This is a genomic window from Hominilimicola fabiformis, from assembly GCF_020687385.1.
GTDB lineage: Bacteria > Bacillota > Clostridia > UBA1381 > UBA1381 > Hominilimicola > Hominilimicola fabiformis.
The window spans coordinates 142,503-167,425 of sequence record NZ_JAJEQM010000007.1 but is presented as its reverse complement, the minus strand read 5'-3'; the positions used below and the strand labels follow the sequence as shown (position 1 = coordinate 167,425).

At 37.5% G+C, this 24,923-nt stretch carries 19 protein-coding genes and 1 tRNA gene; 16 read left to right on the top strand and 4 right to left on the bottom strand.

Going from position 1 to position 24,923, the window contains the following annotated elements:
• Window positions 1-301: 301 nt before the first annotated feature.
• Window positions 302-8,155, bottom strand: a complete 7,854-nt coding sequence (locus LKE05_RS06795; RefSeq protein ID WP_308456340.1) for an S-layer homology domain-containing protein — start codon at window positions 8,153-8,155, stop codon at window positions 302-304.
• 603 nt (window positions 8,156-8,758) lie between these two features.
• Here LKE05_RS06795 and rpsB point away from each other — a divergent pair.
• The 13 genes from rpsB to LKE05_RS06730 all read left to right on the top strand — a co-directional run bounded on the left by rpsB (window position 8,759) and on the right by LKE05_RS06730 (window position 18,712).
• A complete protein-coding gene (gene rpsB, locus LKE05_RS06790) occupies window positions 8,759-9,496 on the top strand; it encodes a 30S ribosomal protein S2 (protein WP_022230519.1) in 738 nt (245 codons plus the stop codon).
• 33 nt (window positions 9,497-9,529) lie between these two features.
• On the top strand, window positions 9,530-10,426 hold the full coding sequence (tsf, locus tag LKE05_RS06785) for a translation elongation factor Ts (protein WP_022230520.1): 897 nt from the start codon (window positions 9,530-9,532) through the stop codon (window positions 10,424-10,426).
• Window positions 10,427-10,539: 113 nt separating this feature from the next.
• Window positions 10,540-11,220 (top strand): formate/nitrite transporter family protein, encoded by a 681-nt coding sequence (locus LKE05_RS06780; RefSeq protein WP_308456343.1) that lies wholly within the window; start codon window positions 10,540-10,542, stop codon window positions 11,218-11,220.
• 301 nt (window positions 11,221-11,521) lie between these two features.
• Window positions 11,522-11,758 carry a hypothetical protein gene (locus LKE05_RS06775; RefSeq protein WP_022230522.1) on the top strand — a complete coding sequence of 79 codons (237 nt, stop codon included), beginning with the start codon at window positions 11,522-11,524 and terminating at the stop codon, window positions 11,756-11,758.
• Between the two features lie 2 nt (window positions 11,759-11,760).
• Complete coding sequence (locus tag LKE05_RS06770; protein WP_308456339.1) at window positions 11,761-13,836, top strand: heavy metal translocating P-type ATPase; 2,076 nt, start codon at window positions 11,761-11,763, stop codon at window positions 13,834-13,836.
• Between the two features lie 151 nt (window positions 13,837-13,987).
• On the top strand, window positions 13,988-14,590 hold the full coding sequence (locus LKE05_RS06765; RefSeq protein ID WP_308456338.1) for an adaptor protein MecA: 603 nt from the start codon (window positions 13,988-13,990) through the stop codon (window positions 14,588-14,590).
• A 99-nt stretch (window positions 14,591-14,689) separates the two neighbouring features.
• Window positions 14,690-15,091 carry a preprotein translocase subunit YajC gene (yajC, locus tag LKE05_RS06760; protein WP_022230525.1) on the top strand — a complete coding sequence of 134 codons (402 nt, stop codon included), beginning with the start codon at window positions 14,690-14,692 and terminating at the stop codon, window positions 15,089-15,091.
• A 61-nt stretch (window positions 15,092-15,152) separates the two neighbouring features.
• The gene (locus LKE05_RS06755; RefSeq protein ID WP_117967165.1) at window positions 15,153-15,509 is read left to right on the top strand and encodes a TIGR04086 family membrane protein; all 357 of its coding nucleotides are present in this window, start codon (window positions 15,153-15,155) and stop codon (window positions 15,507-15,509) included.
• 114 nt (window positions 15,510-15,623) lie between these two features.
• On the top strand, window positions 15,624-15,767 hold the full coding sequence (gene scfA, locus LKE05_RS06750; protein WP_117967162.1) for a six-cysteine ranthipeptide SCIFF: 144 nt from the start codon (window positions 15,624-15,626) through the stop codon (window positions 15,765-15,767).
• 87 nt (window positions 15,768-15,854) lie between these two features.
• Window positions 15,855-17,225 (top strand): thioether cross-link-forming SCIFF peptide maturase, encoded by a 1,371-nt coding sequence (gene scfB / locus LKE05_RS06745; RefSeq protein ID WP_022229438.1) that lies wholly within the window; start codon window positions 15,855-15,857, stop codon window positions 17,223-17,225.
• Window positions 17,226-17,243: 18 nt separating this feature from the next.
• Complete coding sequence (gene rhaM, locus LKE05_RS06740) at window positions 17,244-17,558, top strand: L-rhamnose mutarotase (RefSeq protein WP_022229437.1); 315 nt, start codon at window positions 17,244-17,246, stop codon at window positions 17,556-17,558.
• Between the two features lie 217 nt (window positions 17,559-17,775).
• Window positions 17,776-18,555, top strand: a complete 780-nt coding sequence (locus LKE05_RS06735; protein ID WP_308456337.1) for a ZIP family metal transporter — start codon at window positions 17,776-17,778, stop codon at window positions 18,553-18,555.
• 67 nt (window positions 18,556-18,622) lie between these two features.
• Window positions 18,623-18,712: transfer RNA gene (locus LKE05_RS06730), tRNA-Ser, on the top strand.
• Between the two features lie 46 nt (window positions 18,713-18,758).
• Here the strand turns inward: LKE05_RS06730 and LKE05_RS06725 are convergent.
• From LKE05_RS06725 to LKE05_RS06715, 3 genes are all read right to left on the bottom strand, one after another.
• On the bottom strand, window positions 18,759-19,610 hold the full coding sequence (locus tag LKE05_RS06725; RefSeq protein WP_373367873.1) for an SDR family oxidoreductase: 852 nt from the start codon (window positions 19,608-19,610) through the stop codon (window positions 18,759-18,761).
• Between the two features lie 6 nt (window positions 19,611-19,616).
• Window positions 19,617-20,687: a peptide chain release factor 1 gene (gene prfA, locus LKE05_RS06720; RefSeq protein ID WP_022229434.1), complete on the bottom strand. Its 1,071-nt coding sequence runs from the start codon at window positions 20,685-20,687 to the stop codon at window positions 19,617-19,619.
• A gap of 70 nt (window positions 20,688-20,757) precedes the next feature.
• The gene (locus tag LKE05_RS06715) at window positions 20,758-21,423 is read right to left on the bottom strand and encodes a Crp/Fnr family transcriptional regulator (protein WP_308456336.1); all 666 of its coding nucleotides are present in this window, start codon (window positions 21,421-21,423) and stop codon (window positions 20,758-20,760) included.
• 105 nt (window positions 21,424-21,528) lie between these two features.
• Between LKE05_RS06715 and hcp the strand changes: the two genes are divergently transcribed.
• The 3 genes from hcp to LKE05_RS06700 all read left to right on the top strand — a co-directional run bounded on the left by hcp (window position 21,529) and on the right by LKE05_RS06700 (window position 24,910).
• Window positions 21,529-23,124, top strand: a complete 1,596-nt coding sequence (gene hcp, locus LKE05_RS06710) for a hydroxylamine reductase (RefSeq protein ID WP_308456335.1) — start codon at window positions 21,529-21,531, stop codon at window positions 23,122-23,124.
• Between the two features lie 101 nt (window positions 23,125-23,225).
• Complete coding sequence (locus LKE05_RS06705; protein ID WP_022229431.1) at window positions 23,226-23,555, top strand: hypothetical protein; 330 nt, start codon at window positions 23,226-23,228, stop codon at window positions 23,553-23,555.
• The gene (locus tag LKE05_RS06700; RefSeq protein WP_308456334.1) at window positions 23,465-24,910 is read left to right on the top strand and encodes an MFS transporter; all 1,446 of its coding nucleotides are present in this window, start codon (window positions 23,465-23,467) and stop codon (window positions 24,908-24,910) included. The genes LKE05_RS06705 and LKE05_RS06700 overlap by 91 nt, the downstream gene beginning before the upstream one ends.
• Window positions 24,911-24,923: the final 13 nt, after the last annotated feature.

Genomic DNA, 24,923 nt, shown 5'->3' with positions numbered 1-24,923 from the left:
ACTCATTCTTTCTCGTCTACGTCTTGCCATAAAAAAATTCCTCCTATGATTTATTTATATTCTATCATAGAAGGATTATTTTTTACAGACTTTTTCTCACACTCTCCAGTACGCAAAGAATTAAATAAAGAGAAAGTCGGACTGTCTTAAGATAGCCGTATGAGTCTGGTAGAGCAAAGACACAGTCCTGGATTATCGGCATAAAATAGTTCAAGAATATGTCTGCACCCCCGACCCGGAAAATTCAAAAACCGACCACCAAATTGTTAGATTTGGTGGTCGGTTCATTTTTATAGTGATATTATTTTATACTGTATATTTTGTTAAATACAGCTGCGGCTTGGGCACGAGTGGTATTTGCTCTAGGGCGGAGGGTATTATCCGTGAAACCGCTTATAATTTCATTTCCGCAAGCCCATTGGAAAGCAGAAACAGCATAATCGGAAATGTATTCCGTATCTGAATAACTGTCGAGTGTATCACTTATAGAAGTGTCAATTTGTTTATATTCTGCAAATCTCTTTAAAATCGATACCATCTGCTCACGAGTTATATTATCATTTGGGGCAAATTCCGTGTCGCTGTAACCTGAAATAATATTATTCTCACTGCCCCAAGCAACAGCATTTGAGAAATAATCATTTTCATTTACATCAGTGAAGGTATAATCAACATCTGATTTTGTTTCGCCGTCAATTCTGTGAAGAACGGTTATAAACATTCCTCTCGTAATATCTGTATCAGGAGCAAATTCCGTATCGCTTACACCGCTCATTAATCCGTTGTCATATGCGGATTTTATCGGAGCATAATACCATTCGTTTTCTGCAACATCATCAAACCACCAATCGTCTTTGCTGGACGGTGTAGGTGTTTTTTGCGGAGAGTCGTTTATTTCTTTGAATGTTACGTCAACGCTTACTTGGCTTCCTGGCATTACGAATGAAAATTCGTTGTCGGCTGTCTTTGTAACTTCAATTACATTTCCCTTTGAATCAGTAACTGTTACAGTATCAACCTCATAACCGTCATTCGGTTTTGTATTAACCGTTACGTTTTCACCCAATGCGGCATTTTTCTTTGATATATTCATACTTCCGTTGTCGTATGTCTTGTTTGCAGAAGAAATACCGTATTTTGCAGAACTTCCGCCGCCACTGCTACTTGGTTTTGAAGTAGGAATTGGTGTAGGAGTAGGTTCATCTGATTCTATACCTGTTACTTGAACATCAATACTGTCATCAATTCTGTATTTTGGATAGTATGCGTATATCTTTGCATTACCATTGCTTAGCGGAATAACTTCACCGTCATCGGTAACAACAGCTATGCTGTTATCTGTTGAATAATACTTGACTTCACCCGCATAATTATTCCAAGGGAAAGCTTTTGTTTGAAGTGTTGTTGTATCATTTTTTCCGTTTAATGAAACGTTTTCGGCACCATCGTTGATTTCTGCAATAAGTGGTTTATGAGAGATAAACATGGTATATGCGTTAGATGTGTTTTCACCGCTTACTGCTGAAAGTTTAAAGTCTATATATCCTAAATTGTTGAAATCAGCTTTATCTATCTCAAACGGAACTGTAATATCTTTACTTTCACCGCTCGCAAGTTGAGGTAGGGAAGTAGTGCCGAAAGTTTTGTCGGCGGTATTATTTAGCGTTACATTTATTTCGTCGGACGGTTTAGAACCGTTGTTTGTAACCGTTGCAGATGCATAATAATCGTTATCATCGTGTTTGATTTCAAAGCTCGATACATCAAGTCTTGTATCATACGGAATGGCTTTTGTGGCAGATACAGGCTTTGCATTTTCAATTCCGCGTTCAGTTACCGTAACTGTAACTTCTTCATTTTCCAAGTTGCTCGGAATTGTCCATGGTACACTGACATTTATCGAATTACCGGATTCGATTATGTTGTCAGAACTGTCCTCATAAAGAGTATTGCCGTTTTTATCCGTTACTTTTAAATCATAACCTTTTGCGTCAAGCAAACCTGTGTTCGCAATAGTGAATGTTATATCTTCCGAATAATTCGGATAAATCTTTGACGGAAGAATAATATTGTTGCCTTTAATTTCAAGAGAACTTACTGGTTCAAAGTCAATGGTTACAAGGGTGTTTGCACTGTATTTCATAGGTGAATCTGCATCGTTTTCATCAATCCATTGCTTGTAGTAGTTTGAAACAGCTGATATTTTATTATCATCAGTCATATATAGGTCAAGTTCGTCAATAACCATACCGAAATCGGTAATTTGTACCGAATTGCCGAACTTCCAATAACCGTTATCTGTGCCACGCTGATAACGTACACCGTATATTTCAGTACCGTTCTTTGTACTGTCTTGACTTAATTCTGTGTAATAAATATAAATATCTTCACCGTTGGATGTTACAATATAGTTTCCTATACTTGTGCAAAGGTCGTCATTACCTTGGAAGTTTGCACTTGTGACATTAAATGTACCGTTGTACAAGGCTTCGTAAATGCTGTTTTCATATACGTCGTCTGACATACCAAGTTCAGATGCAGTCTTTTTATACCAATCGGCATTTTTATTATCAGCGGTCATTTCGCCGTTTTTGTATGCACTGTTTACCGTATCGGCATTAATCAAGTCTGTCATATCTCCGTTTGAATCTGCGTTAAACATTGAAGATAACATATCTGAAAGATTCATAATTTTAAACATATATCCGTTATCCAACCATGTCAGGTACAATTCGCCGTTGATGCTGGTAAGTTTAGGTAATGAATTAGATATACTGTCATTTGTAATTTGTATCGGGAAATATGCTTGCCCGGTTGTTAGGTTTTGAATTTGCAGATAAAGCTCTCTGTCGTCACCTGTTTGTAAATCTTCGTCTTCATCAATAGTGTAACTTGAAATTAAATAACTTTCGTTATTTATATTTATTGTTGCCGAATTATAATCCAATGCAATAGGAGAGCTGATTGTTTTATGAGGTATCGGAATTATGGTTTCATCATAAGACTCTCCTGTACTCATATCGTATTTTACATAGGCTATATTAGAGAATGATTTTTCAAGCTGTAATAGGTCGCTGTTGTTGTTACCTAATTTTGACACATCAAGCTTGACATAGCTTATATAAAGCATATCTCCATCAACATCAATTTGTGGGTTTAAAGTAAGGTATCTGTCGTGTACAATACTGATTTCTTTGCCCATTTTGTTGGTTTTAGTATCGTATATTGCGCATGAAATACCGATTGATGAAAGCTTTTCTCTTGAAGTTTCCACACCCGCAAATGCGTCTTTAACATCGGTCCATGCGATAATAACTTTGTCACCTATCTTTTTAAGTGTGTGAATTGAATCAGGTGTACCGTCGTCTGCTACTGCTTTAGGAGTAGACCAATAAGTACCGTCAAATATCGAATAATACAGAGTTGCTCCGTTGTATTCGGCACGATCTATCGAATCGGCTATAAATGTAAGCATCTTCTTACCGTCATCAAGAGGGATAATATGAGGTCTCGTTCTGTCTGCGGCATCATTTATTAATTGTGTACAGCTTACAACTTCTTCTGTTGCGGTAAGCTGAATATCATCATTTTTTCCGAAAGTAGATAAATCAGATGTGCCGTTACTGTATGGAGTTAATTTAATATCATCGTCGTTTGTGGTTATAAGTCCGTTGAAGAAATCACCTTCTGCGGCATTTTCGAGAGTACCCCAACCTTGTGTATATTTGGCTATATCAACATTAACGGAGAACAACAATAAGTCAAATCCCACACCTCCGGCTGCCGTTATCAGGGTACCGGGCTGACCGTTTGCAAAACTTAAATTAAATTGGAATGTTGTAGCAACATAACCTCTTGCTGAAAGTACATCGCAAAAACCTACACCTACTTGTAATTTTCCTGAAAGGACAACGCTTAGTGTTACATCGGTGCTGCTTAATCTGTTTGCTATATTGCCTTGATAGTTGTTAAACTCATCTGCGGATATTGCATTTTTACCATTATCTGTAGCATAGTTTGTCACTAAATCTACCTGAATACCGGCAATAATATTTAAAAATACAGGTACACCGTAAATTGTAGTGTACATAGTCTTATTAAATGTATATGCTCCGCCGATAGAAACCGAACCGCAAGCGAACATATAGTCGTTGTCCGGCGTTTTAACAAAGTCAAAAGCCAAAATAACAGCTACTTCGACACTGTATCTTTGATTATTAAAACCGGCAAAAGGAGCTTTTGTATCTTTAAGTAATTGGGTATAATTTGCATAAGCTTCTTGATATTCGGCATCGTCTTCGTAATCGTCACGAGACGGAGCAACACCGTTGAATGTCGCAGCCATTATTTTCATAGCATTACTTCTGTGATTTTGATTTTCTTGAACTGCACCGCGGAATTTGTCATAAGACTCTTTTTTCTCGTAAACGGTTTTCTTACCCATACTATTGAGTATTGTGTCAATATTTGCCTGAATAGTATAACCGGTGTTGTCAGGCCAGTTTGTTTTGCCGAATGTAATCAATCCGGATTGGCATTTGCCTATTGCTGAGCCGACTAACGGAATATCGATTGTACCGCTTTTATCCGCATCGAAAGTTTGAGGTGTTGTAAGTGCAAATTCCGTATAGAATGAAAGACCTGTTGCAACATCGGGATACACAATTTCAATTTCAGTGTTACCTGATGATAATTTTTTTGAATCTACAAGACGTACAGAAAGACTGTCACCGGAATGTAGATTTTCTGTCATCTTAGGAATTGTACATTCTATAATACTGCTGCCATCCTCACGAGGATAACCTTTGTATTCGGTTGTCTGACCGGTTGATGTGCGAACGGTGAATACCGCCTCACTGACACTTCTTCCATAACTGTCTATAACGGCTGTGACTGTAAGATTGTCGTCGAGTATTCTTATTTGATTTTGGTTTAAGTCGGCTGTGTTCTTGTCATATGTGTACATAATTGACGCAACCTTAGGAGCACCGTAAGGGTAGGTGATATTTGTGTTACCTGCATTTACGGTATAAGCGCCGTCTGCTTGACCAAGTGCGTCTGTGAGCTTTACTTTTGCTACATAGCCTGTCGTAACACCGTTTGAGATGTACATTGTAATAAGGTCGTTTGTGTCACCCAATACGTTTGTCAATATATAAGTACCGGTATCGGAAGTTGTACCGGTCGCACTGTCAGGCATATAGCTTGAGTTTGCAGAGTTTAGCGACTGTGAACCTTTTCCGGCTGATACGGAATATCCTACAAGCGGAAGAGATTCCGGTTCTAAGCCGTTATCGCGGATAGACGCATTTTTAGAAACAACAGTACCTGATATATTAAATGATTTTAAATCGCTCTTTTTAACTTTTTTGTAATTTACAGTTACAACATTGTCTGTTGTTTGTGCTTGCGCAACGATGTGATAAGAATTGGTTGTAAACGTGTCATTGCCTTGCTTGATAACGGGACGGTATATGTATTCTTTATCTTCAACGGAGGCAAAATTTAATGTATATATCTTACCTGTAATCGGTGTTATTTTATCTGAAAGATTTGATTCTGACGGATTTGCGTTAATAACATATTTACCGCTTAGTTCCTTTTTCAGTTGTTCATCGGAACTTGAATTAAGATCATTTTCACTGATAAGACCCTGTACCGTTAAATACTTTTCAGCACCGTTTTCAAATTTAATTTCGATTTTGTTTGAATTTTTCGCTATAAGAGGACGTATTCTGTAACTCGTATTAGGCTCAAGGAATAATTTTGTTGTATCTGTTATTGTGTTGAAACTTGTGTTGTTTGTTGAAACTTGATAACCTACAACATGATATCCGTCATCCGGAGTTGTTGCACTTAAATCAAGTGTATCACCTGCATGGCGAGTAACTGTTTTACCTGCGGCAAGCTCGCTTGATATAAAACTGCCGTTTCCTTCACCGGCTGACGGTAATACTTCGACTGTAACATCAGCATATGATACTTTAGGTGTTATCTTCAGATTTTGATGATAACCGTATGTGTCGTGTGCAACATTTTTTTGAACTGATTCAATCCATGATATGAAATATTTATCATATGGAATGTAATAAAGATTTTGCTTTTCTGTTTTCTTCAGCTCATTATTTACGTTATCCGATGTGAAATTTACTTCGTCAGAAAGTTTTGTTCCTTTTTTTGAGTTAAGGTATGAAATGAATTCTTCGGGATAATTTACAGTTATTTTATCATCAGTTGTACCCGGATCTATGGTGATTTTATAGCCTGAAATATATCCGTATTTACCTTTGTGACCATTAATGTCTGTATCATTTATTGTAAATACAATATTGCAGTCATCCTCATTCGGATTGGTCCAGAAATCACGCGTTTTACTTCCGGCGATTTGAGCACCGCTGTTAAGTTCAACCTGCATCGGTAAGGCATTTATCTTTTCATTACCGATACAGTATTCTTGTGTTGGGGGTTGGTTAAGTTCTACATTAACCTTTTTATACATAGCCGCAACACCGTAAAAGCGTACATAACTTTTCGGAGTTTTTGATTTGTCTTCATCAGCCGAATGTATTTCCATGCTTATATTTCCGTTTAAAGGTTGGTTGTTATTCAAGAGAGTTGCAGGCATTGCGTCAAGTGTTCTGCCGAATTTTCCGCTTTTTGATTCATTGATAACAATACTGTCATTATTTGCAATTTTAAATCTTGCAAGCTGTCCGCCAAAGGCGTTTGATGTTGATTCCATATCTGGAGTCATATATTGATAATATACCGACGGTACAGTTTTGGAATGTGTCCATACTCCGCCTTTATCCCACATACTTGTATGGTAATATTCAAGTTTTCCGTAATGAGAGCTACCCATATTTCTTTCACGTGTATCTATTTCATATTTGTTATCCCAATGACCGCAACCCCAAGGCTTATCACCCCAATATCCGTCATAATAAAACAGACCGTCGCGGTTTACTTCTGTTGCAAAGTAGTATGTACCGACTTCGGGAGGAATGTCATAATTGTGAGTTCCGTCACCTGTTGCGTATATTTTACCTTCGGCAGGATCTTTTGTATTATCTGACGGCATTGTATATTTAACGTTGTATTTAAGACCGTTTATGGTGATGTCATTTGTCTGATTTTCATTGCCCATAAGAGAAATATCACTCTCATCATCGGCGTTATTTTTTATTTTGACAACGGTTTCTGCATATTTACCACTTTCACAGCCCGTCATATCACTCATCAGCAGTTTAAATTCACCCTCGCCGGATACGGGAATTTCAATTGTCTTTTCCGTTTCATAAGGAATAAATGTAACTGTTTTGATTTGTTCTTCATAATTTTCTCCTGCTACTGCGGTAATGCTCGATGACAGCAAAGTGAAATCGCAAAGAGAATATTCTGCATTTTTTCGTTTTATTGTAACAGTGGCATTTCCGTCTTTTGACGTGTAACTGTTTCTGCTGAAAGAAACAACGCTTTTTTCTTTCGGCTCGTCGTCTTCGATATTTACAGAAAGTGATGTTACTTCATAAAGTTCGGCATTATCGGGATTTACCAAAAGTAAAGAAAACCCTTCTGTGCCTTCGCTTTTTTTGTCGTCCAATATTTTGAATTTAACCGTTTTTTCGTTTTCGCCCGGTGCGAAAGTAACGGTTGTACCGCTTGAGTATTCAATTCCTGCCATTGCATCCGGCACTACTTCGTCTGCAAATTGCTGTGCCATTTCTGAATCAAATTCCGAATAATTTTCAATATCTGTATTCTCTTCCGAAATGTTATCCGATGTTTCATCAGTGTCAGCTTCTGCCGTGGCATAACGTTCAAGTATTGAAACCCCATCACCGGTTTTCTCTGCGTTATCGTCAAGAATTACATAGTCCTCGCCGTATATCGCAGTTAAGTCAAGCGAGTGGATTGTGACGCTTGCTTCTTCCGATAAATCGCCCTCACGATAAATAGGGAACGAATAAACAGCATCTTCTTCCTTGACGTTTGCTGACGCAGTACCAAGGTAAATTAAATTGCCGCTTGGAAGTTTTTCCGAATCAATTCGTGATGCGTTTAACGGCATGACCGTTTCTTCTGCTTTTGCAGGCATAACTGCCATAGAGGTAAGCATTGACAGCGACAAAAGCAATGATAGTAATTTTTTCATTTTAATCCTTCCTTTCATATTAGAAATATTGGTAGTGTAAAAGAATTTCTCTTTCAAAACAGAAAAATAATTATATATAATAAAAGTATATATTATGATTATTATAAATGTCAATATAATCTAAATAAATGTCAATATAATCTAACTCAAATGCCATTTTTTTGACACAAAATCACGTTAAAACAATATTTTACACAAAACCGCAGCGGTTTTGTCTGCATTATTTTATGGGGAACGCGCAATTTCGGGTTGTAATCACTTCTGACTGTATGTGTGTCGGAAATGACTTTAAATCTAAAGTTCCCGGTTTTAATTTTAAAGAATTCTTTCATAATAAATAGAAAACTCATCAATAAAAAAACAGTTGAAAACCACACAAAATTTACGTTAATATGCGATTAAAACATATATTATGTTATGTAAATCAAATAAAATAAAAAAATATGAAAAAAGGGTTGACTTTATAAGGGTTTATGTGGTAAACTATTTTAGTATGAAAAATACGCACATTTGTGGATTGTGTGAAAGTTGCCTGTTTTGCCTGGGTCTTCACATAAGGTGAAACAAATGGAGGAATAATCAAAAAACGAGGAGGAAATAAAAATGGCAAACGTAATTTCAATGAAACAGCTTTTAGAAGCAGGTGTTCACTTCGGACACCAAACAAGAAGATGGAACCCTAAAATGGCTGAATACATCTTCACAGAAAGAAACGGTATCTACATCATCGACCTTCAAAAGACAGTTAAAAAGGTTGAAGAAGCTTATTATTTCGTAAGAGATATTGCTGCAAGCGGTGAAGATATTCTATTCGTTGGTACAAAGAAACAAGCTCAAGACTCAATTAAAGAAGAGGCTGAAAGAGTTGGTATGTACTATGTAAACGCAAGATGGCTTGGCGGTATGCTTACAAACTTCAAGACAATCCAAAAGAGAATTGAAAGACTTGCTCAAATCAACCAAATGGAAGAAGACGGTACTTTCGATATGCTACCAAAGAAGGAAGTTATTAAGCTAAAGGCTCAAAGAGATAAGCTTGAAAAGTATCTTGGCGGTATTAAAGATATGAAGAAACTTCCTGGCGCAATGTTCATCGTTGACCCAAGAAAAGAAAAGATTGCTATCGCAGAAGCTAAGAAACTTAACATTCCTGTAGTAGCTATCGTTGATACAAACTGTGACCCTGATGAAGTAGACTACGTTATCCCTGGTAACGACGACGCTATCAGAGCCGTAAAGCTAATCGCATCAACAATGGCTAACGCTATTATCGAAGGCAGACAGGGCGAAGATGCTCTTGCAGATGCTGAAACAGCTGAAGAAGATACAGTAGAAGAATAATTTTCATATAATTAATATAGGAGGAAAAGTAACATGGCATTTACAGCTAAAGACGTAAAAGAATTAAGAGAAATGACAGGTTGCGGTATGATGGACTGTAAGAAGGCTCTTACAGAAACAGACGGTGACAAGGATAAGGCTGTTGAATATTTGAGAGAAAAAGGTCTTGCAACAGCTGCTAAGAAGTCAGGCAGAATTGCTGCTGAAGGTATCGTTAAGGCTTATGTTGACGGTAACGTAGGCGTACTTGTAGAAGTAAACTCAGAAACAGACTTCGTTGCTAAGAATGATGAATTCCAACAGTTTGTTTCAGACGTTGCCAAGACAATCGCTGAACAAAATCCTGCTGACGTTGAAGCACTTAAAGAATTAAAGTGCGGAGACAGCACAATCGGAGAAATGCTTACAGAAAAGATTGCTAAGATCGGCGAAAATATGAACATCAGACGTTTCGCAAGAATTGAAACGACAGGTGCAGTTGTAGATTATATCCACGCTGCAGGTAAGATTGGTGTATTGGTTGAGGCTGACGCTGAAAACAATGACACTACAAAAGAGTGTCTAAGAAACGTTGCAATGCAAGTTGCAGCACTTAGCCCTAAGTATCTTTCAAGCGATGATATTCCTGAAGAATATAAGGAACACGAAAAGAAGATTCTTATTGAGCAACTTAAGAATGATCCTAAGAATGCATCTAAGCCTGAAAACATCATCGAAAAGATGATCACAGGTCGTCTTGCTAAGGAATTCAAGGAAGTTTGCCTACTTGAGCAAGAATACGTTAAGGCTGAAAATAAGGAAAACGTTGCTAAGTACGTTAAGAGCGTTGGCGACATTACTATTAAGCAATTCGTACGTTTTGAAACAGGCGAAGGTCTTGAAAAGCGTGAAGACGATTTCGCAGCAGAAGTTGCATCAATGGTAAAGTAATTTAACTAAACCGTATATTAAACCACGGTAGACGATAAGTTTATCGTGGTTTTTATGTGCAAATTAGAAAGTGGATTAATTTTGTGGAATTAGTTAGCGTTAGCTAATTTTGTCTGCTTAGGATAAAAGAAAAGGGAATAGAAGATATGGGGAAAAAGATTATATCATTTTTGTCTGACGGTATTTTGTCGGGAATATTTTTGTGCGTAGGCTGTTGTGTGAGTATGTCGGTTGAGTCAAAACCGCTGGGAGCGTTCTTGTTCAGCTTGGGTTTGTGTGCAATTATTGTGTTTAAATTCGGTTTGTTTACTGGTAAAGCCGGATATATGGCGGTAAAACCGTTGTCGTATGTGCCGGAAGTTGTACTTACCTTTATCGGTAATGCAACAGGTGCGGCGATAGGCGGTTTCTTGCTTAACCTTACACGTTTGGAAGCGACTTTATCGGAAAAGGCCGCTGCTATCACGGCAACAAAGTTCGCCGATTCACCGCTTAGTATATTTGTATTGGCGGTGTTCTGCGGTATATTGATGTTTACGGCGGTTGACGGAAATAAAAGAGCGACTGAAAAAGGTGACTTTGTGATGTCGCTGTTTATAGTGGTTTTACCTGTTATGGTGTTCATACTTTGCGGATTTAATCACTGTATCGCAGATACTTGTTACTTCTTTATAAGTAAATGTGCTAATGCGTCACAGGCGGCAGTATATTTCTTATGTGCTGTACTTGGTAATGCTGTCGGTTGTATGTCTGTACCAATGGTTAAAAAATTATCGCTTAATAAATTGTTTTAATAAAAAAGTTGCGGTGATTGTTCACCGCAACTTTTTTTGATAAGCAATTATGCACAAATTTATCGAATTTCGCCAACTTTGCGACAGCGATAACATCTTCGTCTGTGGCATTCTTTTTACTGCTTGTATGTTTTCCATTATGGCATTGTTGTATTAACACCACAATATTAAAAAGTCGATATTTTTCATGCAAAAAAGTAAAAAAAATTTTTCGGCATTTATTGACAAAAAATATATTGCGTGCTAAAATAGATTTGATTAAATAAATCACTAAAATATACACAGAGAGGAAGATAAAATTATGAAATTTAATTTTTTAAAGGATAAGAAATGTTGGTGCTTTGCAGCAGGTATAGCTACTGCAGTAGTAGGTAAGAAGATTGCTACAAGCGAAAAAGTTAGAAGTATGTGCGTTTCAGGTCTTGCAAAGGGTATGAAGTTCCAGCAAGAGGCTAAAGAAACACTACAAAATATGCGTGAAGAGGCTGAAGATATGTGTTATGAGGCTAAGTCACAGCTAAACGACGAGGAAGAATAATAATGAAATTTAAAATCGTACATGATACTCCGGGTCGTATCAGATTGCGTTGTGGTGGATATTATTTTGATAAAAATCAAGAAAAATCTCTTGAGAAAACAATTTTATCGGAACATTATGTTGATTCTGTAAAGGCTAAAAGCGTCAACGGCGGTATTTTAATTACCTATCAATCCGATTACAGACAGGAGCTTTTGAACTACATAAAAGGAATCAAGCAAAATCAATTAGCGGCTGTTGAAGATGAGTCTGAGGATATACAGGCTGATTTCAAGAATGAGATTATAAAAATGCTTATAAAGCGTTTTGTTCTTAGAAGAATATTGCCGTATCCTGTACGAGTTGCAATGGCTTACTTTAAGGCATTCCCATATGTGAAGAAAGCTGTGGGCAGTGTACTTAATTTAAGGGCCGATGTGGCACTTTTGGACGGTGTTGCACTCGGAACGGCACTTTCAAGAGGAATGTATTCGGAAGTTAATTCAATTACATTCTTGCTTGGAGTTTCGGAACTTCTTGAAGAATATACAAGAAAACGTACAAAAAATGCACTTGCGGACAGTCTTGCAATGAAGATTGACACTGTATGGAAGAAGAACGGCGAAAACGAGGAACAAGTTCCAATTTCAACCGTTAAAGAGGGTGACTTTGTCGTATTCCGTGACGGTGCAATGATCACTTTTGACGGTGTGGTCGTATCCGGACAGGCAAGTGTAAACGAAGCGTCTATGACAGGCGAATCGGTTGCGGCTGTAAAGGATAAGGACAGTACTGTTTACGCCGGTACAGTTGTAGAGGCGGGAAATATAGTAATTAAGGTTAGTGCTGCGGCTGATAATACACGTATTTCAAATATTATTGAAATGATTGAAAACGGTGAAAGTATGAAAGCCGGAGTACAGAGCCGTGCAGAGAAAATTGCAGACGGTTTTGTACCGTACAGTTTGGGATTGGCGTTGCTTGTTTATCTTACAACAAGAAATGTTGTAAAGGCAATGTCTGTTCTTATGGTGGACTATTCTTGTGCAATTAAATTGTCAACACCGATAAGTATTATAAGTGCTATGCGTGAGGCATCCTCAAGAGGATTTGTTGTAAAAGGCGGACGTTATCTTGAAAGTGTATCTCATGCCGATACTATTGTATTTGACAAGACAGGTACACTTACAAATTCATGCCCGACAGTAGAAAAAGTGCTTTCATTCGGTGAGTATACATCAGATGAAATACTTAAAATAGCTGCGTGCCTTGAAGAACATTTCCCTCACAGTGTGGCAAAGGCAATCGTTAAAGCCGCTAAATCAAAACAGCTTGACCACGAAGAAGAACATGCTGAAGTTGAATATGTAGTTGCACACGGCATAGCTACAATGTTGCATGGCAAGCGTGCAATTATAGGCAGTGAGCATTTTGTGCTTGAGGACGAAAATATTCCGATAACTGATGAACAGAAGTCTGTTATTGAAAACGAATGTGAGGGCTTTTCTGTTATATACCTTGCAATCGGAGGCGTGTTGTCGGGAGTTATTTGTATAAGCGACCCGCCGAGAAGTGAGGCTCATGAGGCAATTCAGTTACTTCGTGAAAGCGGTATTGATAATATTATTATGCTTACAGGTGACCATGAAGGTGCTGCAAAACGCACTGCCGATATGCTCGGTATAGACAATTTCCGTGCACAGGTATTACCTGAGGATAAGGCGACAATTATTGAAGAATTGAAGAACGAGGGAAGAACGGTTATAATGGTCGGTGACGGTATCAATGACTCTCCTGCGTTGGCACTTAGCGACGTTTCAATCGCTATGAAAGATTCTGCCGATTTGGCAAGAGAAGTGGCTGATGTCACATTGCTTTCGGGCGATTTGAGAGATTTAGCGCTTCTTCGCAAGTTAAGCAGCAGACTGTTCAGACGAATTAAACGTAATTATACGTTTATTATGGCATTTAATTCATTGCTTATTTTGCTTGGATTGAAAGGTACTATAACTCCGTCTGCATCATCACTTTTGCATAATTCGTCAACTATGCTTATAAGTGCGAACAGTATGCGTCCGTTATTGAAGGACAAGAATTAATCGTATTAATTTATTTGACGGTTGAGCGGCAGTATAAAAACTGCCGCTTTTTTTATCATATGGAATAAATTTAAAAGAATAAATATTAAAATCGGTGTTCCCAAAACGAAAAATATATAGTATAATAGAAATAGAAAGTAGGTGGTAGGTTGTGAGAATTGAAAAGCTAAACAAAGACAAAATAAAGGTAACGCTTACAACTGCGGAATTAATTAATCTTGATATAGACGTGAAAAGGCTTTCGCCCGATTCAAAAGAATTACATACATTTTTATTTCATATTATGGAAACGATAAGGGAAGAAACAGGTTTTAATCCGTATAACGGCCAAGTGGTCGTTGAGGCTACTCCGTCACAGGACGGTATAAGTATTTTGGTTAAACGTTTAAACAAGGGTATAAAAAAAATTACCGAGGAGCAGTTTAAAAAAGTTGTTTCGGTCAAGCCTAAAAAGAAAGAACCGGGTACGGAATGTGTATTTTATTTTGAAACTTTTAATGATATGTACGGCGCTATAAGCGAAATGGATAAAAGTATTCTTGCAAAAGCAAGCCTTTTTAAGCTGAATAAAACATATTGTATTCTCATAAGAAACGATAATGAGAATATGAGAGGCATTAATGTAATAAGAGAGTTTACGGAAAGAATGTCGATATACCCGTTGCAGAATGAGTACATAAAAGAACATGCTCTTCTTGTCGCAAAAGGTCAAAAACTTGTTGAAATGGCTGAAAACGTCAAACGATTGATGTAAGAGAGATTTTATTTGTTAATATTTTGTTAAATCTATTGCAAAGTTCATATATAGATAGTATAATAGATAGGTAGAAAAAATTATCAAAGGAGAACTATTATGGCAAACATTTTAGAAACAGTCGTTTTCGCAGACGGCGAAACAGCAAATACACAACAGGCGACAGGTACTCAAACAGCAGCAGACCCTAATGCTACACAACAGGTTAATCCTGTAATGAGTACAATAGTAAGTATTCTTCCGCTTGTTCTTATTATCGTATTGTTATACTTTATGATGATAAGACCGCAAAGAAAGAAAGAAAAAGAAACAAAGGCAATGATTAACGCAATGAAAGTCGGCGATAAGGTTGTAACAATCGGCGGTATCTGCGGTAAGGTTGCTAAAATTAAAGACGAATATGTTTTTATTGAAACAGGTAACATCGGTACACCGGATCAAAAGTCTGTTGTAAAGATGGAAAGAGACGCTATCAGAACTGTTGAAACAGCTAAAAACTAATTGGTTATAAAATTTAAACCTCTCTAATATATTTATAGTAAATATATAGGGAGGTTTTTTTATGGGTATTAATTTTAAGGGTGTGATAAAAGGGACGATATTTGCAATTCTTGTTACTTTTGTTATAATTCTGATATTGGCACTGCTTTCGTATTTTACAGGCATAGACGAAACTATTATCACAACCGGAGTGTATGCCTCGGTTATTATCGGCGTGATACTCGGAACGATTGCGGTATCAAAAGCGGCAAACAGCAGAGCATTTGTTCACGCAATGCTTGTATGTGCGCTGTATTTGATCGTACTTATCGGAATATCGTTGATTGTAAACAATGGAATAATGTTTAACACGCATTTTCTTGCTGTAATAGGCGGTACATTTGCATCGGGAATATTGGGGTGCATCATAGGAAAATAGCCGAAAAATAAGCTTTGTGAGAAAAAATACAAAATATTTGTAAAAAAGCCTTTTCAATCACTTGAAAGTATGTTATAATATATTCATAGTGAATTAATATAAGGAGGTTTTAATATGAAACACGTACAGACTTTAAACAAGGCTAATTTAAAGGATTCAGCAAAGCACGGTGGTTGCGGAGAATGTCAAACATCATGTCAATCAGCTTGTAAGACATCTTGCACAGTTGCAAATCAAAAATGTGAACAAGCAAACTAATGTTTTGCCGAATAAATGAACATTAAAGATGAATCATCGGCTTTTTAAGGTCGATGATTTTCTGATTTTATATAGGGAGTTTTTGAAGTGATACATAAGTATAAACAGTTGGGACTTAATATTGTAATGGATGTATATTCAGGTGCGGTACACGTTGTTGATGATGTAATGTACGATATGCTTGATTATACTCTTGAGCCGTTTATGGCAGAGGCAAAATGTCCCGATTATATTAAAGAAGGTTTAAAAGATAAGTATAGTGAAGAAGAATTGGAAGAAAGCTATGCTGAAATATGTGCACTTGTAAATGCAGGTCAGTTGTTTACAGATGATTGCTATGATGAAATCGCGAAGAATTGGAATAAGCAATCTGTTGTAAAGGCTCTTTGTATTCACGTTGCACATGACTGTAATTTGAGATGTAAGTATTGTTTTGCCGATACAGGTGAATTTCACGGTGGCAGAAGTCTTATGAGTGCGGAAGTAGGTAAGAAAGCTATTGATTTTGTTATCAATAACAGCGGTAACAGAAAAAATATAGAAATCGACTACTTCGGCGGTGAACCGCTTATGAATTTCGGCGTTGTTAAGGAAATTACAGAATATGCAAAAGAAGAGGCGAAAAAGCACGGTAAGAATTTCAGATTTACTGTAACAACAAACGGTGTATTGTTAAATGACGATATTAAACAATATATTAATGAAAATATGTCAAACGTTGTTTTGAGTATTGACGGTACAAAGGAAACTAACGACAGAATGCGTTATCGTGTAGACGGCAGCGGTTCTTACGATACAATTGTTCCTAAGTTCCAAGACTTGGCTGAAAGCAGAAATCAAAATAATTACTACGTTCGCGGTACGTTTACGGCGTATAACGTGGATTTTGCAAAGGACGTAATTCACCTTGCGGATTTAGGCTTTAAGCAGACAAGCGTTGAACCGGTTGTTGCACCTGAAACAGAGGACTACGCACTTACAAGTGAGCATATCGAAAAGGTTTGTGCCGAATATGATAAGCTTACTGAAGAATATGTAAAGAGATATGACGAGGGCAGAGGTTTTAACTTCTTCCACTTTATGGTTGACCTTGACCAAGGTCCGTGTGCGATAAAGCGTCTTTCAGGTTGTGGTGCAGGACACGAATATCTTGCGGTTGCACCGAACGGAGACATTTATCCGTGTCACCAATTTGTCGGTAACAAGGATTTTCTTATGGGTAATGTCAATGAAAATAAAATTGATGAAAATATCGAGAAGATGTTTGAACGCTCAAATGTGTATACTAAAGAAAAATGTAAGAATTGTTTTGCAAAATTCTATTGTAGCGGTGGTTGCAGTGCGAATGCGTATAACTTTAACGGTGATATAAACAAGCCTTATGAGCTTGCTTGTGAATTTGAAAAAAAGCGTCTTGAATGTTCAATAGCAATCGAGGCACATAAAAAATTAAGTTAATTTAAGGAGGAAAAAGAAATGATACACAAGGGTTTTAAAATGAAACTTTACGACGGTATGGCTGAGGAGTACGAAAAAAGACATAATGAGTTATGGCCGGAAATGAAGGATATGATTCACGAACACGGCGGTAAGAATTATTCAATATTCCTTGACAAAGAAACAATGGTTCTTTACGGTTATATCGAAATCGAAGATGAAGAACTTTGGGCAAAGGGTGCCGATACCGCCATCAATAGAAAATGGTGGGACTTTATGGCTGACATTATGGAAACAAATCCTGATAACAGTCCTGTTTCAGAAGATTTACACCTTGTATTCCATTTGGATTGATAAAATGTGTATAAATTAGAAAATAAGGGCGATAATATTTAATGACCTCACAAAATACATTAAAACCGATAGTCAGTCGGTAAATAACCCCCTTATTTGCAGAGAGAACAGTTCGTTATGAACTGTTCTTTTTGTATTGACAGATAGTGTGAATTATGATAAACTGATAATAAGGTTAGCTAAAACTAACCTATGTAATTTTATTATGGAGGAATATATGGGCGAAGTTATAAGAGGAATATTGATACCGTTTATCGGTACAACACTTGGTGCGTCTTGCGTACTGTTTATGAAGAAAATGATGAATAAGATGGTACAGCGTGCCTTAACAGGATTTGCGGCAGGGATTATGGTTTCCGCGTCTGTGTGGAGCTTGCTTATACCGTCAATGGATTATGCAGCGGAAATGGGGAAGTTTGCATTTGTACCGGCGGTTGTGGGATTTTGGATAGGTATATTGTTTTTGCTGGCAATGGACCATATAATACCGCATTTGCATATGGATACCGATAAAGCTGAAGGTCCGAAAAGTAAATTGAAAAAGACAACAATGATTGTATTTGCTGTTACACTTCACAATATTCCAGAGGGAATGGCTGTGGGCGTTGTATATGCAGGTTATCTTGCAGGAAATATGCAAATATCGGCTATGGGTGCGTTGGCTTTGGCAATCGGTATTGCAATTCAGAATTTCCCGGAGGGAGCAATTATATCAATGCCGCTTAAAGCGGAGGGAATGAGTAAAGGAAAAGCGTTTTTATACGGTGTGCTTTCAGGTGTGGTTGAACCTATAGGCGCAGTGCTTACTGTCGTTGCGTCAGGATTTATAATACCTGTGTTGCCGTATTTCCTTAGCTTTGCCGCAGGGGCGATGATGTACGTTGTAATAGAAGAATTAATTCCCGAAATGTCACATGGTGACCACTCAAATATCGGTACTGTAATGTTTGCAGTAGGTTTTACACTTATGATGATCCTTGATGTGGCACTTGGGTAAATATTTACTACTTGCTTTTATTTAATATTGACAATTATCGAAATTTATGATAGAATACTGCAAGTATGGAGGGGTGGCCGAGTGGTTGAAGACGCAGCATTGGAAATGCTGTAACGGCTTACGCCGTTCGTGGGTTCGAATCCCATCCCTTCCTCCAATAATAAAAAGCTTAAAACCGAAAGGTTTTAAGCTTTTCTTTTTTATTAAACTCCGAAATATGCTTGGAAACCGCCGTCAACAGGGATTGTAGCACCTGTAACAAAACCTGATTGAGCACTGTCGGTAAGCCATAACAATGTACCTGTCAAATCCTCCGGAACACCGAAACGTCCCATAGGAGTATGAGCAAGAACTTTCTTTGAACGTTCCGAAAGTGAGCCGTCCGGATTTCTCAAAAGTGTTTTATTCTGCACTGTTTCAAACCAGCCCGGTGCAAGAGCATTTACTCTGATACCGCTTTTTGCAAAATGTACTGCAAGCCATTCTGTAAAGTTGGAAATAGCGGCTTTTGCGGCACAATATGCACTTACTTTTGTAATTGCGTGGTACGAACTCATTGACGCGATATTAAGCACGTTAGCACCAGGATTATCAAGCATATCAACTATAAATACTTGTGTAGGAATAAGAGTACCTACAATATTTAGGTCAAATACATAATTGAAGTTTTCCTTTGACAAGTCAAAAAATGAAACAACATCAGGATTTTCAATATCGCCTTTTTCAAAATATTCTTTTGTTGTAGTACCTTTTGGGTGATTACCGCCTGCACCGTTTACAAGTATATCAACTTTTCCGAAAGTATCATTTACAACTTTCTTTGCGTTGATAACGCTGTCCTTATCAACAACGTCGCATACAACAGCAAGACCGTTACCGCCAAGTTCGTTTATCTTATCACGAACTTCTTCAAGTTTTGAAAGTGTACGTCCCAAAACGGCGACATTCATACCTTGTTTAGCATATGCGTAAGCAAATTCACGGCATAAAATACCGCTGCCGCCTGTTATAACAACTGTTTTACCTTTTAAATTTTCGTGTAAATCCATTTTTATATCTCCTTAATCATTCTGACCTGCAAGTTTTGCGGCTTGGTCAGCCGTAACAAGTGCATCAATAATTTCATCAAGATTACCGTCAAGTATTTGTTCAAGTTTATATAATGTAAGATTAATTCTGTGGTCGGTAACTCGGCTTTGAGGGAAGTTGTATGTTCTGATACGTTCACTTCTGTCACCGCTGCCGACTTGCGATTTTCTTTCGTCTGCAATTTCTTTATGACGTTGTTCTTCCATAACATCATAAATTCTCGAACGAAGAATTTTCATAGCTTTATCTTTATTCTTGTGCTGTGATTTTTCGTCTTGACACGAAACAACAATTCCTGTTGGAATATGTGTAATTCTTACCGCGGAGTCAGTTGTGTTTACACACTGTCCGCCAGGTCCGCCTGCACGGAATACGTCAATTCTAAGATCGTTCTGATTAATTTCAACTTCAACTTCTTCAACTTCCGGTAAAACAGCTACCGTAACGGCAGAAGTATGAATTCTTCCGCTTGATTCTGTTTCCGGAACTCTCTGAACACGGTGTACACCGCTTTCAAATTTAAGTCTGCTGTATGCGCCTTGACCTTCGATTGAAAAGCTGACTTCTTTGTAACCGCCAATGTCAGTTGGGTTGGAGCTTAGAATATCGATTTTCCAATTTTTTGACTCGGCATACATTGAATACATTCTCATAAGGTCTGCGGCAAAAAGTGCGGCTTCGTCACCGCCTGTACCGCCGCGGATTTCCATAATAACGTTCTTTTCGTCGTTAGGGTCTTTCGGAAGAAGAAGAATTTTTAATTCTTCGCTTGCTCTTTCGATTGTTTCTTCTGCCTCTGCCATTTCAAGACGTATCATTTCTTCAAATTCCTTGTCTTGTCCTGCGTCAAGCATTTCCTTGTCATCTGCAACAGTCTGCTTTGCTGACTTCAATTCTCTGTACTTATCAATAATCGGTGTAAGGTCCGAATGTTCCTTACAGTATTTACGCCATGACTCTTGGTCGGCGATAATATCAGGGTCACTTATCTTCTCTGATACAAGCTGAAAGCGCTCTTCAAGCGCCTCTAATTTATCAAACATAATTAAAACTCCTTATTTTACTACATATCTAATATTTTATAATATTTTACCATAGGTGTCAACACAAAAATTAAAAATCATTACTTATAAGTATAAAATCATTTTTTTGGTAGTCAATTAATCCGTCTCGTTTCATTTTTGAAAGCTCGTTTGACATTGCACTGCGGTCAACTCCGAGGTAATCGGCAAGCTGTTGACGTGAAAATGGGACAGTAAATGTATTACTGCCGTTTAAAATCGCCTGTTCTGAAAAATACGACAATAATCTGTCACGAATGAACTTTGACGCAGTGTGCATCATTCTTGTGGCGAGGGATATATTTTTCTGTGCCGAATTTTTTAGAAGATTTCGTAAAAGTCGGTTATGGAAAGAACATTGATTTTCACATACGGAAAGAACTTTCTCTACATTAATAAACAGAACTTCCGTTTTCTCTGCTGCAACCACATCACATAGCATTTCTTTATTCGGAATGGTCGCATAAGTTTCGGCAAAAATTTCACCTTGACCTATGTGACCAAATATATTACTGCTGCCCCAATAATAGTTGACGACAATATTTACACTGCCCGACAAAACAAGCCCCATATCACTGACAGTATCACCGCTGTGATAAATAAATTCAGATTTTTTAAAACTTTTTTGATATGCACCAAGACAATTTAATATCGTCTTAATTTCATTCTCGGAAAGTCCGTTAAAAAATGCTGTTTTTGTTAAAAATAAATAATTCATAAATTCCTCTTATTTTGTTGTTGCAACAACATATTTTTTTATAAGATTATATTATACTGAATTCACAAAGTCAATACATGAGGTATTAGCGAGGAGGATTTATATATGGAGAATAAAATGTTTTGCTTTCAATGTGAACAGACAGCAGGATGTTCCGGTTGTACAGGTAAGGTAGGCGTATGCGGTAAAAACGCAGATGTTGCCGCTTTGCAGGATAAATTGACAGGTGAACTTATCGGACTTGTTCGTGCAACAGGTGATGTTGTACCGACAGGAAACGTTTTAAAACTTATAATAGAAGGACTTTTTACAACTCTTACAAATGTCAGCTTTAATGAGCAGACACTTAATGAATTGATTGAAAAAGTTTGCACAGAAAGAGAAAGACTTGTTCCGCAATGTTTTGCTTGTGCGTCACCGTGTGGAACAAATAACGAATATGATTTGTCGCATATTTGGACAGATAATGAAGATATTCGCAGTTTGAAATCACTTATACTTTTCGGTATAAGAGGTATGGCGGCATATGCTTATCACGCTATGGTACTTGGCTATACAAATGATGAAGTCAGCCATTTCTTTGTGAAAGCATTGTTTGCACTTGGCGAAGATTGGGGAATGGATAAGCTTTTACCGATAGTTATGGAATTGGGAAAAGTTAATCTTGTGTGTATGGAAATGCTTGATAAAGCGAATACGGGAACTTACGGAACACCGACACCGATTACTATTGATTTAAAGGTCGAAAAAGGTCCTTTTATCATAATTTCGGGACATGATTTGCTTGATTTAAAATTGCTTTTGGAGCAGACAAAGGATAAGGGTATTAATATATATACACATGGAGAAATGTTACCGGCACACGGTTATCCGGAATTAAAGAAGTATAAGCATTTAAAGGGTAACTTCGGTACGGCATGGCAAAATCAGCAAAAAGAATTTGCAAATGTACCTGCACCGATATTGTTTACAACAAATTGTTTAATGCCGCCAAAGGACGGCTATTCGGACAGAGTGTTTACAACAGAAGTTGTATCATATCCTGAAATCACACATATCGGTGACGATAAAGACTTTACACCGATTATCGAAAAGGCTCTTGAGCTGGGCGGATATGACGAGGATAAGCAATTTACAGGTATAAACGGCGGAACAAGCGTGACAACAGGTTTCGGACACGGAACAATATTGAGCGTTGCGGATAAAGTTATTGACGCAGTTAAGAGCGGCGCTATAAAGCATTTCTTCTTGGTAGGTGGCTGTGACGGAGCACGTGTAGGAAGAAACTATTATACCGATTTCGTAAAGCAAACGCCTGACGATACCATTATATTAACGCTTGCTTGCAGTAAATATCGTTTTAACGACCTTGATTTAGGTACAATAATAGGCGGTTTGCCGAGAATTATGGACATGGGACAGTGTAATGACGCATACGGTGCGATTAAAGTAGCCATTGCACTTGCGGAGGCATTTGAATGTGAAGTAAATGAACTTCCGCTTTCAATGATACTTTCATGGTACGAACAGAAAGCTGTATGTATTCTGCTTACACTTCTTCATCTCGGTATTAAAAATATCCGTCTTGGTCCTACACTCCCAGCATTTATATCACCGAATGTATTGGGATACTTGGTAGAAAACTACAATATTGCAAAAATTACAACACCTGAAGAAGATTTAAAAAATATATTAGGTTAAAACAGAAAAACTGCCGACATAAAATCGGCAGTTTTTTTGTGTTGACAGTGTATTGTAAGAAGATTATAATAAAATTATCAAACGATAAAGGGATGAATATTATGAATATAGCAATTTTATATCAAGTAAAAGAGCCGCCACAGGTGGGTAATATCAGAAAGACTATGAAAGAGGGCGGATACAGTGACAGCGGTTCAGACCTTGCGTATGAATTAAAGAAAAACGGATATAATTTGATAACACCTGTGGAGAACCCCGACGAAAAGAACAACATTGATTGGGTATTCGGTGATGATGACGAGTGGATAGCAAAAGCGATAAATATGGGTACTGATGTATTGTGGCTGAAAATGCACTTAGAATATATACGACAACAGAAAAGACGAATTATAAAATCGGTGAAGAATTTGATAAAAACAGTTTGTCTGTAAAGATGCTATATGAAGATAACACTGAAAAAGAAGTCTGCGGATATAAAATATCGGGCTTTGATAATATGAAAGTCGGAACGCAAACTGTTACGGTGACATATAAAGACTATGATAATTTATGTTATAATTATAAAAAATTAAGAGGTGAAAGTATGAAAGTTAATTATAACAGTACAATACGGTCGTGCTTTATCGGGTACATAGTTCAAGCGATAGTAAACAATTTCGTACCGCTGTTGTTTATTACGTTTCAATCGCAATACAGTATACCGCTGTCGAAGATAACCTTATTAATTACAATCAACTTTGGTTTACAGCTTATAATAGATTTTGCGTCGGCATTTTTTATCGATAAAATCGGATACAGGCTATCTGTACTTATAGCACACTTATTCGCGGCATTGGGATTGATTTCGATAGCAATATTGCCCGATATGATGAATGATTCTTTTATGGGAATATTTATTTCGGTGTTGCTTTATGCAGTCGGCGGAGGATTGCTTGAAGTTGTTGTAAGTCCGATAGTTGAGGCTTGTCCGAATGAACATAAAGACAAAACTATGAGTATGCTACATTCATTTTACTGTTGGGGTACGGCGGGAGTAGTAGTAATATCAACAATATTCTTTAATGTATTTGGTATTGATAATTGGAAGATACTTGCACTTATTTGGGCGGCAGTACCTGTTATAAACGGATTGACATTTCTAAAAGTGCCTATTGCACCGCTTATTAACGAAGAAGAAAACGGACTTTCTTTAAAAGAACTTATAAAGCAAAAGGCATTTTGGGGATTTTTACTTATTATGTGCTGTGCCGGAGCAAGTGAACAGACTGTAAGCCAGTGGGCGTCGGCATTTGTTGAAAAGGCACTCGGAATATCAAAATCAATAGGTGACTTGGTAGGACCTACGGTATTTTCTGTACTTATGGGTATTTCAAGAGCAATTTACGGTAAATTCGGAGAAAAAATCAATCTGTATAAAATGATGGTTTTCAGCGGTTGTTTATGTGTGCTTTCATATTTAACGGTATCGTTTTCATCATCGGCGATTGTCGGCTTAATCGGGATTGCGGTATCAGGGTTTTCGGTAGGCATACTTTGGCCCGGAACATACAGCGATGCGTCAACCTCTATAAAAGGCGGAGGTACGGCTATGTTCGCATTCCTTGCGCTAGCCGGAGATGTAGGTTGTGCAGGAGGTCCTACATTTGCAGGTAAAATAGCAGGTATGCTTGGCGACAATTTGAAAATGGGCATTTTGGCCGCCACTGTTTTTCCTATAACACTTATAATCACTTTAATAATAATGAATTTGCACAAAAAAAGTCTGTACAACACGAAATATTTGTGATATAATTCTAAAT